The 16,259-nt window shown below is 49.0% G+C and carries 14 protein-coding genes, 2 tRNA genes and 1 pseudogene; 15 read left to right on the forward strand and 2 right to left on the reverse strand.

Annotation, left to right across the window (positions count from 1 at the left end; genetic code table 11):
• Nucleotides 1-90 precede the first annotated feature (90 nt).
• Nucleotides 91-167 (forward strand) — tRNA-Met (locus KGFNPO_RS02925).
• A 320-nt stretch (nt 168-487) separates the two neighbouring features.
• Here the strand turns inward: KGFNPO_RS02925 and KGFNPO_RS02930 are convergent.
• Together KGFNPO_RS02930 and KGFNPO_RS02935 are read right to left on the reverse strand one after the other, a co-directional pair.
• Entirely contained in the window at nt 488-772 is a 285-nt protein-coding gene (locus KGFNPO_RS02930; RefSeq protein ID WP_472633016.1) for an IS30 family transposase, read from the reverse strand.
• 464 nt (nt 773-1,236) lie between these two features.
• Nucleotides 1,237-2,454, reverse strand: a pseudogene (locus KGFNPO_RS02935) (IS3 family transposase).
• A gap of 74 nt (nt 2,455-2,528) precedes the next feature.
• On the opposite strand from KGFNPO_RS02935, the gene KGFNPO_RS02940 reads away from it, so the two are divergent.
• The 14 genes from KGFNPO_RS02940 to KGFNPO_RS03005 all read left to right on the forward strand — a co-directional run bounded on the left by KGFNPO_RS02940 (nt 2,529) and on the right by KGFNPO_RS03005 (nt 16,253).
• On the forward strand, nt 2,529-3,401 hold the full coding sequence (locus KGFNPO_RS02940; protein WP_472633017.1) for an ISAs1 family transposase: 873 nt from the start codon (nt 2,529-2,531) through the stop codon (nt 3,399-3,401).
• Nucleotides 3,402-3,990: 589 nt separating this feature from the next.
• Nucleotides 3,991-4,067, forward strand: a tRNA-Val gene (locus tag KGFNPO_RS02945).
• A gap of 211 nt (nt 4,068-4,278) precedes the next feature.
• The gene (gene thrS / locus KGFNPO_RS02950) at nt 4,279-6,186 is read left to right on the forward strand and encodes a threonine--tRNA ligase (RefSeq protein ID WP_472633018.1); all 1,908 of its coding nucleotides are present in this window, start codon (nt 4,279-4,281) and stop codon (nt 6,184-6,186) included.
• Between the two features lie 58 nt (nt 6,187-6,244).
• The gene (infC, locus tag KGFNPO_RS02955) at nt 6,245-6,766 is read left to right on the forward strand and encodes a translation initiation factor IF-3 (RefSeq protein ID WP_472615773.1); all 522 of its coding nucleotides are present in this window, start codon (nt 6,245-6,247) and stop codon (nt 6,764-6,766) included.
• Between the two features lie 153 nt (nt 6,767-6,919).
• Nucleotides 6,920-7,117: a 50S ribosomal protein L35 gene (rpmI, locus tag KGFNPO_RS02960; RefSeq protein ID WP_472614676.1), complete on the forward strand. Its 198-nt coding sequence runs from the start codon at nt 6,920-6,922 to the stop codon at nt 7,115-7,117.
• Nucleotides 7,118-7,143: 26 nt separating this feature from the next.
• Nucleotides 7,144-7,503 carry a 50S ribosomal protein L20 gene (gene rplT / locus KGFNPO_RS02965; RefSeq protein WP_472633019.1) on the forward strand — a complete coding sequence of 120 codons (360 nt, stop codon included), beginning with the start codon at nt 7,144-7,146 and terminating at the stop codon, nt 7,501-7,503.
• A gap of 117 nt (nt 7,504-7,620) precedes the next feature.
• Nucleotides 7,621-8,637: a phenylalanine--tRNA ligase subunit alpha gene (gene pheS, locus KGFNPO_RS02970; RefSeq protein WP_472633020.1), complete on the forward strand. Its 1,017-nt coding sequence runs from the start codon at nt 7,621-7,623 to the stop codon at nt 8,635-8,637.
• Between the two features lie 71 nt (nt 8,638-8,708).
• A complete protein-coding gene (gene pheT, locus KGFNPO_RS02975; RefSeq protein WP_472633021.1) occupies nt 8,709-11,150 on the forward strand; it encodes a phenylalanine--tRNA ligase subunit beta in 2,442 nt (813 codons plus the stop codon).
• A gap of 21 nt (nt 11,151-11,171) precedes the next feature.
• Nucleotides 11,172-11,585 carry an integration host factor subunit alpha gene (locus KGFNPO_RS02980; protein ID WP_472633022.1) on the forward strand — a complete coding sequence of 138 codons (414 nt, stop codon included), beginning with the start codon at nt 11,172-11,174 and terminating at the stop codon, nt 11,583-11,585.
• Nucleotides 11,586-11,594: 9 nt separating this feature from the next.
• A complete protein-coding gene (locus KGFNPO_RS02985; RefSeq protein ID WP_472633023.1) occupies nt 11,595-12,002 on the forward strand; it encodes a MerR family transcriptional regulator in 408 nt (135 codons plus the stop codon).
• A gap of 246 nt (nt 12,003-12,248) precedes the next feature.
• Entirely contained in the window at nt 12,249-13,919 is a 1,671-nt protein-coding gene (locus KGFNPO_RS02990) for a peptide chain release factor 3 (protein WP_472633024.1), read from the forward strand.
• A gap of 453 nt (nt 13,920-14,372) precedes the next feature.
• Nucleotides 14,373-14,687, forward strand: a complete 315-nt coding sequence (locus KGFNPO_RS02995) for an outer membrane lipoprotein (RefSeq protein WP_472634373.1) — start codon at nt 14,373-14,375, stop codon at nt 14,685-14,687.
• Between the two features lie 531 nt (nt 14,688-15,218).
• Entirely contained in the window at nt 15,219-15,440 is a 222-nt protein-coding gene (locus KGFNPO_RS03000) for a hypothetical protein (RefSeq protein WP_472633025.1), read from the forward strand.
• Nucleotides 15,441-15,527: 87 nt separating this feature from the next.
• The gene (locus tag KGFNPO_RS03005) at nt 15,528-16,253 is read left to right on the forward strand and encodes an rRNA pseudouridine synthase (RefSeq protein WP_472633026.1); all 726 of its coding nucleotides are present in this window, start codon (nt 15,528-15,530) and stop codon (nt 16,251-16,253) included.
• The last annotated feature ends 6 nt before the right edge of the window (nt 16,254-16,259 follow it).

Here is a 16,259-nt window from a genome sequence, read left to right on the forward strand (position 1 = left end):
CTAATTCTGCATTTGAGTTTAGCATTGTGCGCTTGCTTTGCAATCCCAGTTGCTTTGTTACGGAATTTGATGTATAGTTCTTACATCAGACGCGGGGTGGAGCAGTCTGGCAGCTCGTCGGGCTCATAACCCGAAGGTCGTAGGTTCAAATCCTGCCCCCGCAACCAAAATACTAAAAGCAATCACTGTTAAGTGATTGCTTTTTTTTGCTTTATGCTCAGCTGGGTGCACTTACTTTAGGTAAAAAATTTTAGCTCGCTCGACAAGTGGGAAAGTTATCTTAACGACACACTGTGTCGCGGGCGACTATGAATCTAGGGGGGCGAAGGCAAAACGCTAACATTACTCAAAGCGAGCGGAGATAAGTCCGCATAGAAGGGCGAAATGTCGATTAAGCAGATTCCGCTACAAAGTGTAACAAAACCTTTCCGTTAAACTGCGGAAATGCAAATTAAAAACAGGTGGAGTCAAGAACCAACCGCAGCAGTTAATGTTTGGTAGCGGTTTTAGCAAGTCTGATATTGAGCAGTAGCTCGTTGTATATCTCTACCGGTGATCGGAACCCGAGCAATTTTCTTCGACGTGTGTTCAAACTCCATGCAATCGCATCCAACTGCTCCTGTGTGTAGACTGATAGATTTGTCCCCTTAGGAAAACATTGGTACAGCAGTCCGCTGGTGTTCTCGTTCAATCCGCGTTGCCATGGGCTGTGTGGGTCGCAGAAATAAACAGCCATGCTGGTTCGTTCAGTCAGTTGCGTGTGCTTACTCATCTCACCCCTTGGTCGTAAGTGAAAGTTTTGCGTAGCTCAGCGGGAATTGCACTGAGTGCCTCACCGTCTAACGCTGATTGTGCCGTGCCATGAGGCATCCTGTCCAACGCCACCCATCAGCGTAGTACGCTCAACCAGTCGTGCCGACTGAAGTCATCCTTTGGTAATACCCGTTTCTCAGCGTCCAAGTATCAAACGATCCGCGACTTCTGGTGGACTCAGATGAATGCTCGACATCTCCGTTATGTGCCCACGCCCATCCGGGGCAGGGTTTTGGAAGAACGTTTATCTCGACTCCAACGCAAGCAGGTAATCAATTCATCGCGCAGTTCGCCACGCGGCATGGCGTAGAGCCGTGTGGTAAATCGTTTCGTAGTTAAAACGTTGGGTAAGTTTGTTTGGATGCGGGCGTTTGAGTGTGCCTGCAATTTATTTGGGCGACCAATTTTTCTTGAGATGTCCCACTACCACGCCAAACAACGTACCCCCAACCATGAGTGTAGTGGCCAACTAATTTCGGACACAACAATAGGTTTTTTTGCTGCCATGTTCCGTTCGAAGACGGAGGGCGGCAGATTGCCCAATACGGAGTGCAAACGCTCGCAGTTGTAAAACCCGACAATGTACGCTGCGATGTCGTTTTTTGCTTCGGTCTGGTTGGCATATTCACGCTGCCAGACCCGCTCCATTTTGAGATTCAGGAAAAAGCGTTCAGCGACTGCATTGTCCCAGCAATCTCCTTTTCGGCTCATGCTACAGACGAAGCCATGCTTGTTCGGCAGAGCCTGATACAGGTCGCTGGCATATTGACTGCCACGGTCCGAATGGACGATCAGACCCGTGGGCGGCTGCCGTTGTTGAATGGCCATGCGCAGGGCGTCACAGACCAGTTCAGCGGGCATACTCGGTGCCATGGCCCAGCCGACTACCTTGCGGGAAAATAAGTCCAGCACGGTTGCCAGATAAAGCCAACCTGAACCGGTCCGGATGTAGGTGATATCGGTCACGTACGCCACGTTCGGTGCTGCGGGATTAAATTGCCGATTCAGGATATTGGCGGCAATGGGCAGGTCGTGCTTGCTGTCATTGGTATGGATAAATTTACGCTTCCACACGGGCTTCAAACTTGCCTGACGCATCAGACGACGTGTCTTGTAGCGGCCAATAGGAATGCCTTGTGCGGCCATTGCTGTGGCCAGGCGACGGCTGCCATAGCTTTTGGCTGGCCGTAACAGCAGCCTTCAAGTGGACGCTCGCTTTGCACAAAATCGGTTTGGCAAAACGCCGCCTCGCCTCATAATAGCCTGAACGGCTGATGCCCAGGACACGGCAACTCTGCGCAACAGGGATGGCCTTCTTTTGCAACTGGCCGACGAGTTGGTAACGCATTTCAGCTCTCGGGCAAAGAAGGCCTAGGCTTTTTTTAAGATATCGACATCCACGCGCAATTGCCGGTTTTCGAGTTCAAGATGCCGGATGCGCTGCTGCTCGACTGTGAGCGGGTTGCCGATCCCCCGTTGTCCGCTTTGCTCTGCATCGTATTGCGTCAGCCAGCGTCGAATCGCGGTCTGGCCGATGTTCATGCTTTGGCTGACATGCTGAACGCTCAGGCCCTGTTCTTTGATCATGCGCACGACTTCCAGCTTGAGGCTGGTGTCGAATTTTTTGCGTTGCCTTGTCATGTAATACTCCTCGATAGGTGGATTTTCCACCTATCGAGGTGTCCAGGTAAATTAGACCACAGCAGGTTGCCGACATGCCTGATCCAAGGGTTGTTGGTAGAACGGACCACCATTTACTGGATATTTTAGTGTTGACCGTGTGTGCGGTGGTAGGCGGCGCAGATGACTGGGAGTCGGTTGAAATGTGGGGGGAAGCCAAGCTTGAATGGTTGCGGCAATATATTCCGTTGAAAAATGGTATCCCCTCCCACGATACGATTGGCCGACTCTTTGCCGCCATGAACAGTACAACATTTCAGGCATGTTTTACCCGGTGGGTATCGACCATCTGCGGCTCGCTTGTCGGGCAGGTGGTCGCCATTGACGGCAAGACCATGCGGGTGTCCCACCATCATCGTCTGGGCAAGAAGGCGATTCATATGGTCAGTGCATTTGCCAGTGATCAGGGCATCACCTTGGGACAGCTCAAGACTGCGGAGAAATCCAATGAAATTACGGCGATTCCAGAGTTGCTTGCCATGCTAGCCTTGAGAGGCAGCATCGTGACGATCAACTCGGTGGGGTGCCAAACGGATATTGCCAAGGCGATCACTGAGCGCGGCGCGGACTACGTCCTGGCCCTGAAAGGCAATCATGGCAAGTTGCATGAGCAGGTGGCCGAGTTCTTTGAAATCGCCGAGCAGTACAAGTACCAGGCGATAGACGCAAAGTCGGATGGCACCTGCGAAAAAAATCACGGACGCATTGAATCGCGCCGGGTTATCGCGCTCTCGTCAGCGCATCTGGAACAGGTCGGTGCCTGGCAGGGATTAAAGAGCATGATCATGGTGGAATCTATCCGCGAGATCGGTGACAAACGCACCAGCGAGCGACGGTTCTATATCAGCTCCCTCGAACCGGACTCAAAGCAGATCGGCAATGCTATTCGGGCCCATTGGGGCATCTAAAACGAATTGCATTGGTGCCTGGATGTTTCGTTTAAAGAAGACGACAGTCGAATTCGCGTCAGCCATGCCGCTGAAAACTTCAACATCATCAGAAAAATCACCATGAACCTCTTGCGACAAGAGACATCTATGAAGCGCAGTATTCCGAAAAAACGGCTCTACGCTGCGCTCCATGATCAATACCTCGCGAATGTTCTTGGCTTATGTCCGTTGGTCATTTGATGCGTTTGCCCTGCAAGAGCTATCATTTCTAGCATAACTTTGGTCATGCAAAGTAACATCTGGAGCAACCTGCTCACGACGCTGATATTGCTAGCCTACCTCATGCATAGCGTGCCCGATTGGGTTGACAAGGCATATCGCGCTATATACGATTTATCGCGCGTAGCGCCGCGCTTTCTTCGAGCATTTGCGTGCTTTGCTTCAGTATTATTTGCCTTTCGATGATTGGTCGCATCTCATACGATTCAGCTCGAGGCGCTCGGCACCACATCGCTCAAGCCGGGATAGCAATTTTTTGAAATGAGAACTGCTGGTTTGAAGAAAGATCTGGCAAATGAAATAATTCCTCTGTTATAATTGTTTCTTTAGGCGCGTAGCTCAGCTGGTTAGAGCACTACCTTGACATGGTAGGGGTCGTTGGTTCGAGTCCAATCGTGCCTACCAACGAGTATTGGTACCGTTCTACGGGAAATAAAATTTTTGTTACTAAATTGTTGCAAACAATTAGTAATGTTTGTAAGCGGTACATTAAGATTTTTCTCGGTATGAAGTGAAAAGCGCGGATTAGCCGCGCTTTTTTACGCCCATATTTTCTTGCTCAATAAATGTAACAATCTAGCGTTGGTATCAATTTCGTGGTGATTTGGAGAACAAAATGATTTCAATTCGGCTTCCCGATGGTTCGCAGCGCCAATTTGATGCTCCGTTAACAGTTGCTCAAGTTGCCCTAAGCATCGGCTCCGGGCTTGCAAAATCTGCATTGGCTGGCAAGATCGATGGGCATCTCGTAGATACATCATATCTTATTAAAAACGATGCTTGTTTAGCAATTGTTACCGACAGGGATGTTGATGCGCTTGAGGTTATTCGGCATTCGACAGCTCATTTGTTGGCGCATGCAGTCAAGGAACTATTCCCTGATGCTCAAGTGACAATTGGCCCAGTAATTGAAAATGGTTTTTACTACGATTTTTCATATAAACGCCCTTTTACCCCTGAAGATTTATCGGTAATTGAAAAGAAAATGGTCGAATTGGCCAAAAAGGATGAGCCGGTTACACGTAAGGTTTTGCCTCGCGATGAAGCGGTTGCTTACTTTAAGTCGATAGGGGAGTCATACAAAGCTGAAATTATCGAATCAATCCCACAAGATCAAGATGTGTCGTTATACACAGAGGGCAACTTTACGGATTTGTGTCGCGGCCCGCATGTGCCGTCTACCGGCAAATTGAAGGTTTTCAAGTTAATGAAACTTGCTGGGGCGTACTGGCGCGGAGATTCCAAAAATGAGATGCTACAGCGTATTTACGGGACTGCTTGGGTTAAAAAAGACGAGCAGGAAGCCTACTTGCATATGCTTGAAGAGGCTGAAAAACGCGATCATCGTAAATTGGGGCGTGCGCTTGACTTATTTCATTTCCAAGAAGAGGCGCCTGGACTGATCTTTTGGCATCCGAAAGGTTGGACTGTGTGGCAGCAGGTTGAGCAGTATATGCGTAAGGTGTATCAGGATAATGGCTATCAGGAGGTTAAGGCGCCACAAATCCTCGATCGTAGTTTGTGGGAAAAATCCGGGCACTGGGAGAACTATAAAGAAAATATGTTCACCACTGAGTCGGAAAATCGGTCATATGCGTTAAAGCCAATGAATTGTCCTGGGCATGTGCAAATATTTCGATCGAATTTGCGCTCTTATCGTGAATTACCTTTGCGTTATGGTGAATTTGGTCAATGCCATCGCAATGAACCTTCTGGTTCATTGCACGGCATGATGCGGGTACGTGGATTCACACAGGACGATGGCCATATTTTTTGTACAGAAGACCAGATTTTGGACGAGTGTGTTGCTTATACTGCTCTTTTGCAAAAGGTATACGCCGACTTCGGATTTGGTGAAATAATTTATAAAGTTGCGACAAGACCCGAAAAACGTGTTGGTTCTGATGAGTTGTGGGATAAGTCTGAGCGTGCGTTGATTGAATCTCTTGATCGATCAGGATGTCATTATGAAATATCTCCTGGGGAGGGTGCTTTTTACGGCCCGAAAATAGAATACACATTGAAAGACGCAATCGGTAGGGCTTGGCAATGTGGGACGATGCAAGTCGATTTTTCCATGCCAGTTCGCTTAGGGGCTGAGTATGTGGCAGAGGACAATACCCGTAAAATACCTGTGATGTTGCATCGGGCTATCCTGGGCTCTCTAGAACGCTTCATAGGTATGTTGCTAGAAAACCATGCTGGTGCCTTGCCATTGTGGTTGGCTCCTGAGCAGCTGGTTGTACTTAATATTTCTGAGGCACAAGCAGAATATGCACAAAGTGTCGCACAAGAGCTGAAAAAACAAGGGTTTAGAGTGCGCACTGATTTGCGTAATGAGAAGATTACCTATAAAATACGCGAGCATTCCGTTCAGAAAGTGCCGTATATAGTTGTGGTGGGTGACAAAGAGCGTGAAGGCAATACGGTGGCTGTGCGTGCGCGTGGCAACCTCGATCAAGGTGTAATGTCCATCAGTGAGTTGGTAAATCGGTTGAATAATGCGATCGGTTCCAAAGCCTGAGTTATCACTTTGCAGCGTACTTGAAGGCTGGATTAATTGATATTTAAAGGAAACTGCAATAGCTACTGATAAGTCGCATCGCATAAATGGCGAAATTACCGCACTTGAAGTGCGTTTAAGTGGAGTTGAAAACGAACCCATTGGTATCGTTACTTTGACTGAGGCTTTTCGTATGGCTGAGGAGGCAAATGTGGATTTGGTGGAGATCGCACCTACTGCTCAGCCTCCTGTCTGCCGCCTAATGGACTATGGCAAGTTCAAATATCAGGAGCAGAAGAAAGCCCATGAGGCAAAGCAAAAACAAAAAGTTATTCTGATCAAAGAGGTAAAGTTTCGACCAGGCACAGATGATGGTGACTACAACATCAAGCTAAAAAATCTTATTAAGTTTCTTGATGATGGCGATAAGACAAAGATTACTTTGCGTTTTCGAGGTCGTGAGATGGCGCATCAAGACATCGGTTTTCGTATGTTGGAGCGATTAAAGGCTGACTTGGAACCGTATGGTCAGGTCGAACAGTTTCCTAAGATGGAAGGGCGCCAGATGATTATGGTGCTGGCACCAAAGAAGAAAAAATAAGTTTCTATCAGGCGCTTTTTAAGAGCGTTTGGAGCAGAGGCTGTGAATCATAGTTCACAGCAAAACAAGTGTGAGCAGGCATCCAAGCGTAACGAAATTGTTGCCACCTGCAATCATGTTAAAAATGGAGCTGTCCAAAGGACAGATGTAGCTATGCCTAAAATGAAAACGAAGAGTGCCGCGAAAAAGCGCTTTCGTGTACGTCCAGGTGGAACGATTAAATGCGGTCACGCATTCAAGCGTCATATTTTGACCAAAAAAACCACAAAAATTAAACGCCATTTGCGCGGTGTTACAAATGTTCATGCTCATGACGTAGTTTCCGTTATGCGCATGCTGCCGAACGCTTAACCTCACACTTAATTTAAGGAGTTACTATGCCTAGAGTAAAACGTGGGGTCACAGCGCGAGCCCGTCATAAGAAAGTCCTCGATCAAGCTAAAGGCTATCGTGGTCGTCGCAGCAAAGTCTATCGTGTAGCCAAGCAAGCTGTCATGAAAGCGGGGCAATATGCCTACCGCGATCGTCGCAACAAGAAACGTGTTTTCCGTGCTCTATGGATCGCACGTATCAATGCGGCCTCCCGTGAGCATGGTGTAACGTATAGCGTATTCATGAACGGACTGAAGAAAGCATCGATTGAGTTGGATCGTAAAGTGCTGGCTGATATGGCTGTAATGGATAAGGCAGCGTTTGCTGCTATCGTGAATCAAGTGAAGGCCAACCTCGCCGCATAACTGTTGTGAGGCGCAGACATCACTTAATGGTGATGCTGCAATAATTAGCGGGGCAGAGGTATGTTACCTGTGCCCCGTTTCATTTTCAGCTTCTTTTTTTTGGAGCGGGAAAACCGCATGAATTCCATAGAGCAACTTGTAGGTCAGGCGCAGGCAGATTTTTCTAACGCAGCAGACGCTGCGGCCCTGGAAAACGCAAAAGCGAGATATCTCGGTAAAGCGGGGCAAATTACTGAGCTGATGAAGGGCTTGGGCAAGCTTGTGCCGGACGAACGTAAGATGCAAGGCGCTGTCATTAATGCTGCCAAAACACGAATAGAAAAAGAACTCAATGCACGGCGCGATGCCCTTGCCGATGCGCAGATGCAGGAACGGTTAAATGCCGAGGCAATCGATGTGTCTTTGCCAGGTCGCGGGCGTGGGATGGGTGGAATTCATCCCATTATGCGTTCCTGGGAGCGGGTAGAGGAAATTTTTCGCTCGATTGGTTTCGACGTTGCTGATGGGCCGGAAATAGAGACCGACTGGACCAATTTCACAGCACTGAATAGTCCTGAAAATCATCCTGCTCGTTCGATGCAGGATACATTCTATATCGAGGGCAATGACACGCAAGGCAAGTCGCTGCTGTTGCGTACGCATACGAGCCCAATGCAAGTGCGTTACGCACGCATGCACACGCCGCCGATTAAGGTTATTGCCCCCGGCCGCACCTACCGCGTTGATAGCGACGCGACGCATTCGCCTATGTTTCATCAGGTCGAGGGGTTATGGATTGCAGAAGACATCAGCTTTGCCGACCTGAAAGGTGTGTATCTGAACTTTGTCAAAGCTTTTTTCGAAACCGATGATTTGCAGGTGCGTTTTCGTCCGTCTTACTTTCCATTTACTGAACCTTCGGCTGAAATCGATATAGCCTTCGGTAGCGGCCCATTAAAGGGCCGTTGGCTAGAGGTTTCGGGCTCGGGCCAAGTACATCCGACTGTAGTGCGAAATATGGGACTTGACCCTGAAAAATTCATTGGTTTTGCGTTTGGCTCCGGTTTGGAGCGGCTAACCATGTTGCGTTACGGCATAAACGATTTACGCCTGTTTTATGAAGGCGACTTACGTTTTCTTAAGCAATTTAATTAAATACGTGGGACGAATTAGGTTCCGATTTTTCTATGGAATCGTCCTTGTATCGTACATTTCACGGTCGAACTATGCAATTCTCCGAAAGCTGGCTCCGCACAATGGTAAATCCGAATATGACTTCGGATGAATTGGCGCATTTACTTACGATGTCTGGTCTAGAAGTGGAAGAGGTTGAAGCTGTCGCCCCTCCATTTTCACACGTAGTTGTCGGAGAAGTCCTCGATATTGTCAAACATCCGAATGCAGATCGACTGAATGTTTGTCAAGTTGATGTTGGAACTGGAACGATTCTAAATATCGTGTGTGGAGCGCCGAATGTGTATGTAGGACTGAAGGTGCCCTGCGCAATGGCAGGAGCCATACTACCTCCAGGCGTTGATGGCAAACCGTTCGAAATTAAAATCGGTCAATTGCGCGGAATTGAATCGCAGGGCATGTTGTGCTCTGCGCGTGAACTGAAACTTTCTGAAGATCATGGCGGGCTGCTGGAATTGCCGCAAAATGCACCTGTCGGGCAGAATTTCCGTGATTATTACGATCTTAATGATCTTAAATTCACGATTAAATTGACGCCGAACAAGGCCGATTGCTTGTCTGTCCTAGGCGTGGCGCGTGAAGTTTCGGCATTAACGGGTACTCCGCTCAAGATGCCGGTTTTCCATCCTGTGGCGGTAACCATGCAGGACACGCTGCCAGTGGCGGTGTCTGCTCCGGATTTGTGCGGCAGGTTCACCGGTCGTATCATTCGCGGCTTGAATGCCAGGGCGCAGACACCGGACTGGATGAAGCAACGTCTGGAGCGTAGCGGCCAGCGATCGATTTCAGCACTAGTCGATATTTCAAATTACGTGATGCTCGAACTTGGGAGTCCTACACATGTATTTGATCTTGATAAGATTCACGGCGGTTTGCATGTGCGCTGGGGCCATCCAGGAGAATCGCTCAAACTCTTGAATGGCAATACGGTTGCCGTCGATGAGTGGATTGGCGTGATTGCCGATGATGTGGAAATTGAATCATTAGCGGGCATTATGGGCGGCGACTCTACGGCAGTTTCTCTGGATACCAGAGATATCTATCTGGAGGCCGCATTCTGGTGGCCACAGGCGATACAGGGTAGGGCACGTCGTTACAATTTTTCGACGGATGCTGCGCATCGCTTTGAGCGCGGCGTAGATTTTGCAACTACGGCTGCGCACATTGAGCGTATTACTGCCTTAATCGTCGAAATATGTGGAGAGAAGGATCAAACCGGAATTGGTCCGATTGATGATCACGTCATTAATTTGCCGTTACGTCAGCCGGTACGCTTGCGTGTAGCCCGCGCTGCGAAGGTCATCGGTATTGCGATTTCGGAAGATCAGATTGCAGATATCTTCGCACGTTTGAATTTTGCTTTTACGTGTGAGTCGAGTGCTGACGGTACAGTTTTTCTCGTGACACCACCATCCTACCGCTTTGATATTGAAATTGAAGAGGATTTGATCGAGGAAGTCGTGCGAGTGTATGGCTATGAAAATATACCCGCCATGCCTCCGGTTGCGTCAAATTCGATGCTGATTGCGCCTGAAATTACACGCTCCCTGTTTACCATACGCAGACAATTGGCTGATCTGGATTATCAGGAGGTAGTCAATTTCAGTTTCGTTGAAGAGAGCTGGGAGTCTGATTTTTCAGATAATACGACGCCAATTAGACTCCAGAATCCAATTGCAAACCAGTTGAGTGTGATGCGCTCTTCACTTATTCCCAGCTTGATTGCAAACGTACGATATAACCTGAACCGTAAAATGGATCGGATACGCGTATTTGAAATCAGTGCGGTGTATTTGCGTAATCCGGCCGTACAAGATGGAGGTTTGAGCGTGGCTGGTTATGAGCAACCCAAGCGGGTAGCAGCTTTGGCCTATGGCCCAGTGGTAGACGAGCAATGGGGACAGGCATCACGTAATGTCGATTATTTCGATCTCAAGTCGGATTTGGAGGCCATGCTATCGCCGCGGGTAGCGTGTTTTGTGAAGGCCGAACATCCGGCGCTGCATCCCGGGCGTAGCGCACGGATTGAACTCGATGGCATAGTCGTCGGCTATCTTGGCGAATTGCATCCGCGTTGGCAACAAAAGTATGAACTGCCGTTGGCACCTGTCGTCTTTGAGCTTGATGCCGATGCCTTACAGTTACAAAAATTGCCTATATATTCTGAAACCTCAAAGTTTCCAGCAGTTACCCGAGATCTGGCACTAGTGGTAAAAAACGACGTTCCAGTACAGGATATTCTGGATGTTTTCAATGCGAAAATAACTACAGACAGTATCTGCAGTATTGTGCAAGCCATTGTTTTATTTGATGAATATCGTGGCAAGGGATTGGAAAACAACGAAAAAAGTCTTGCCTTCCGTTTTACCTTGCAAGATACTCAATCTACTCTAAAAGATGACCGTATTGATGCCGCAATGACGGCTTTTGTGGCGGAAGCCAAAGAAAAGCATGATGCAAAATTGCGCGCGTGAGTCTAGGTGGGAAGATCCGAAATGAATGATGTGAATCATGTCGAACTTGAGTCCGTTTTGGATGCGGATCTTAATCGGGCGAAGCTCGAAGCAAGGGCACGTTCTCAAGCTGAGAAAGTTCTGCCAACTCTGACCAAGTCAGAGTTGGCAGAACTTCTTTTTGAGCAGGTCGGTCTAAATAAGCGTGAAGCAAAAGATATGGTAGAGACTTTTTTTGACGAAATACGTAATGCTCTTGAGCGTGGCGAGGCAGTCAAATTGTCCGGGTTTGGTAATTTTCAGCTAAGAGATAAACCACAAAGACCAGGGCGCAACCCGAAAACAGGTGAAGAGATCCCGATTACCGCGCGGCGCGTGGTTACTTTTCATGCAAGCCAAAAACTCAAGGACATGGTTGATGATGTCAGCGCCAAGTCTTCAATTCGTGCCGCCTGAGATTTACTGATGAATGATCGAATCAATAAGCAAGAACTGGTCGTTTTACCTCCAATCCCGGCAAAACGATATTTCACTATCGGTGAAGTCAGTGATTTGTGTGGTGTTAAACCGCATGTTTTGCGCTACTGGGAGCAGGAATTTACCCAATTGAAGCCTGTCAAGCGTCGGGGTAACAGGCGTTATTATCAGCACCACGAAGTTTTGCTGATCCGGCATATTCGCGAGTTATTGTACGAGCAGGGATTCACCATCAATGGCGCTCGCAACAAACTGGATGGCAGAATGGTTGAGGCAACAGCAGACGATGTTGCTAATCAGGATAGGGTCAAAGCTAATTTGAATTTGATGGTGAATGAGAAATTGACTGGTATTCGCTCCGAATTGAAGGAAATACTGCTTCTTTTGCAGGGGTAAATGCTGGTGAGTGCTGATATTCAAGGGATTAATATTTCCCGCGCAACTGCACCATAAATTAGATGTTTTCAATTGTCGCCTCATGCAGCGCGATAGTGATTCATTCAAGAGCAATAATCTTTGCCAGATTGTTCTTGTATTACAGGAGTAGCCAGATAAGGCGTCAAAAATTGACGCGTTTGGCCCGATTTTTCAGGCATTAAGTATTAATAATGCCATCAGCTTTACGCCTTTCAGGCCATCACCATGTCTACCACCATCGATACACCAATCACTGAAGCCATTGATAACGCCGTACCTGTAATCCGGGAAGTGTCCAGCGGACAGATCGCACGTGAAGTAATGCGTCGCCGCACCTTTGGCATCATTTCACATCCAGATGCCGGCAAGACCACGCTGACTGAAAAATTATTATTGTTTTCTGGTGCGATTCAACTGGCAGGTACGGTGAAAGCCAGAAAAAGCGGTCGCCACGCGACTTCGGATTGGATGGAAATCGAAAAACAGCGCGGCATATCAGTCGCCAGTTCTGTGATGCAGTTCGAGTATCGCGATCATGTGGTGAATCTTCTGGATACTCCGGGCCATCAGGATTTCTCTGAAGATACTTATCGTGTGTTGACTGCGGTCGATTCAGCTTTGATGGTCATTGATGCTGTCAAGGGCGTTGAGGCGCAGACCATCAAGTTGCTCAACGTTTGCCGGATGCGCAATACACCGATTCTGACTTTCATGAACAAGATGGACCGCGAGACCCGAGATCCTCTGGAGTTGCTCGATGAGGTTGAGTCTGTACTGAAAATCCAGTGCGCACCAATCACCTGGCCGATAGGCATGGGTAAAACTTTCCGGGGCGTGTATCACTTGATTAGCGACGAGATCAAGCTGTTCGCTGCGGGTTCAGAACGTGCCGACCAGGAATTCGAGGTCATCAAGGGTATAGATAACCCTCGCCTGAAAGAAATGTTCCCGCGGGAGATCGAACAACTCAAGATGGAAGTCGAACTTGTCCATGGCGCGTCCCATCCGTTCGATCTTGAGGCATATCTGGCAGGTACGCAAACGCCAGTATTTTTTGGTTCTGCAGTAAATAATTTTGGTGTGCGTGAAATTCTCGATGTGCTGTTGGAATGGGCGCCAGCGCCGCTGGACAGGGATGCCAGCGTGCGATCGGTGGCGCCAACCGGAGTCGCTTTTTCCGGCTTTGTCTTCAAGATTCAGGCCAATATGGATCCGGCGCACCGGGATAGAATTGCCTTTTTACGCGTGTGTTCCGGTCGTTTTGAGCGTGGCATGAAGATCAAGCATCTGCGCCTGAATCGAGAGATTCGAGTCTCGAATGTGGTCACATTCATGGCTTCCAGTCGGGAGCAGGTGGAAGAGGCGTACGCTGGCGATATCATCGGTTTGCCGAATCACGGCAATATGCAGATCGGGGATAGTTTTTCCGAAGGTGAATTGCTGCAGTTCACAGGAATTCCCTATTTTGCACCGGATTTTTTTCGTAGCGTACGGATACTGAACCCACTCAAGATCAAGCAGTTGCACAAAGGGTTGCAGCAACTGGGAGAGGAGGGTGCGGTCCAAGTCTTCAAGCCGACCCTTGGCGGTAATTTAATACTGGGTGCAGTCGGCGTGCTGCAATTTGAAGTGGTCGCTAGTCGCCTGAAAAATGAATATGGGGTCGATGCGGTATTCGAGGGCACCAGTATCAGCAGTGCGCGTTGGGTGACAGCGGAAGACAAGCGCATGCTGTCGGATTTCGAGAAATCATCTGCCGGCCATAATCTTGCTCATGACGCTGCCGGAAATCTAGCTTATCTGGCTTCGTCTGGTATTAATCTCAAGCTAACCCAGGAACGCTGGCCGCAATTGACTTTCCATGCGACGCGGGAGCATGCAGTAAAACTGACTTAATGCAGAATTGACTATTCTGAACAGAAATATCCGACATCAAAAATCTTGAGAAGACACATATATTGCATTGCGATATTATGATTCTGTCTCCTCCAACTCTTTAAAAAGTTTGGATTTAGCCCGCGCCGAAAGGTTCGCGGGCTTTTTTTTGTCATCTTGCTGCTTTCCTTGCGATGCAAGATTGGCCGCCTAAATTGTTACCGTTTGTTTCAGTCCTTACGCATTATGCATAGCTTCTTTTGCGGGTTCGATGTTTAATATTACAGCGTTCCACCCACAGGAGAAATCATGAAAACAAACTATACGGTTGCAGCGACTTTTATTATGGCAACAGTAATCTTGAGCGGCTGTGCCAGCCCTTATAATCCAATGCCAGTTTCGCAGCCTTATCCTGCCAGCACACAATATCCGCAGCCCCAATACAGTGAGTACGGTGTCATTGATTCAATTCAAATGGTGCAAGCCAATGCCAATGCCAATGGTGGTGTGGGTGCCGGCGCCGTGGTTGGCGGTGTAGTGGGCGGTCTGCTCGGTAATCAGGTCGGCGGCGGCACCGGCAGGACGGTCGCGACTATAGCCGGCGTGGTGGGTGGTGCGATGGCCGGTAATCAGATCGAGCAAAATAATCGGACCCAGACGCGCGACATGTATCAGATCACGGTAAGGCTGAATAACGGTGGTTACCAAACCATAAATCAGGATGGCATTGCCGACTTGCGTATTGGCAATCGTGTGCGTATCGAGGGCAACCGCGTCTATCGTTACTGATTCCATTTCTAAATCAACCATGCACTTTGTCGGCTTCGCTTGTCGTACCTGCGACTGTCTGCGCTTCGCGTTCACGATTGATGTAGGAAAGAAATGAGATTGCTTGACGGCCAGGGGCGATCCCGATTGAAATTGCAGCGATCACGGTATCGTGCATAAACCGATCTGGGTAGCGTTGACGTGCTGCGCACGCCAAACGTACATCTACCGGAAGCTGTCGTAAGGAGATCTGCGCGATCTCAATGCCGTTTCAGATGGTGATGCTAGAGTCAGAGCGGTAGCATATTTGCGTGGGGGATATATGTTTGAAATGCGAAAGAATATCGGTGCTTTAGTCTGTGATCATCAGGCCCCTACACCCGAACCGGCAGAAGAGCCCGAGTTGCCGGATCGCCTTCCAGAGCCTATGGATGAACCACCAGTGCCGGATCATAATCCAAGCCGCACTCAGTTTAAAGTAGAGATTACACGTTCAACCGGCGTCGCTTCGACGTTTTTAGCCTCTGTATTCTGACGGCCAAGGAGTGAAAGATGACTCTGCTTAGTTATACAAAAAGCAATTCAAGGGCTGAAGTTGATGTGATCATTTTGGGCCATGATCGATTTCAAGGTACCGTGCTGCTGAAGAGCCAGACCAAAGCCGGGCATACTGAAGTGCGACATAATGTCGCAACAATTTCCACCTCTTCGAATGAAGCGCTGGATGAGGCCAAGGCCTTGGCGCATCGTCTACTTGCCGCCATATCGATATAAACCGGTATAAACGATTCAACTCGGTCTGATGCATTCTTGCGCTGGCGCCGGTTACAATGCCCGATTCCAATTCATTCGATCCTTACCATGACAGAATCCGTTCGCTTGGCCAAACGTGTCGCCGAGGTCGTCCCCTGTTCGCGGCGTGAAGCCGAGCAATATATCGAGGGTGGCTGGATTTTGGTAGATGGGCAGGTGATCGAGGAATCCGGCTTCAGGGTGTTGCCGCAACAGATTGTGGAGCGCCTGCCGCGCGCCACTCTGGTCCCTGCATTGCCAGTCACAATCCTGCTGCATAAGCCGGTCGGGGTGGCAATCCAGGTGGAAGATCAGCGGCCGCCGGCCTGTATTAACATTGAAAATCGCATCGCTGATGATCGCTCTGGCATCCGCTTTTTGAAACGGCATCTGACTGATCTGAGCATGACGAACACTCTGGATGCGTCATCCAGCGGATTGATGGTATTCACCCAGGACTGGCGGATCAAGCGCAAATTGATTGACGATGCATCCAGAATCGAGCAGGAATTCATCGTCGATGTCAGTGGTGAACTGGTGTCGGACGGGCTCGCCTTGCTTAATCATGGCCTGCACTTCAACGGCCGGCCGCTGGCGCCGATCAAGGTCAGCTGGCAAAGTGAAACCCGCTTGCGCTTCGCAATCAAAGGAGCGCAAGACGGCCAGATCACCCACATGTGCAAGGCAGTTGGTCTGACCGTGGAAGCCATGCGGCGCATCCGTATCGGGCGCATGCCGCTGGCCGGTTTGCCGGTCGGCCAATGGCGCTATCTGCTGGGGTATGAACGGTTTTAACGCCCG

It is taken from the genome of Gelidimonas diazotrophica, assembly GCF_055694025.1.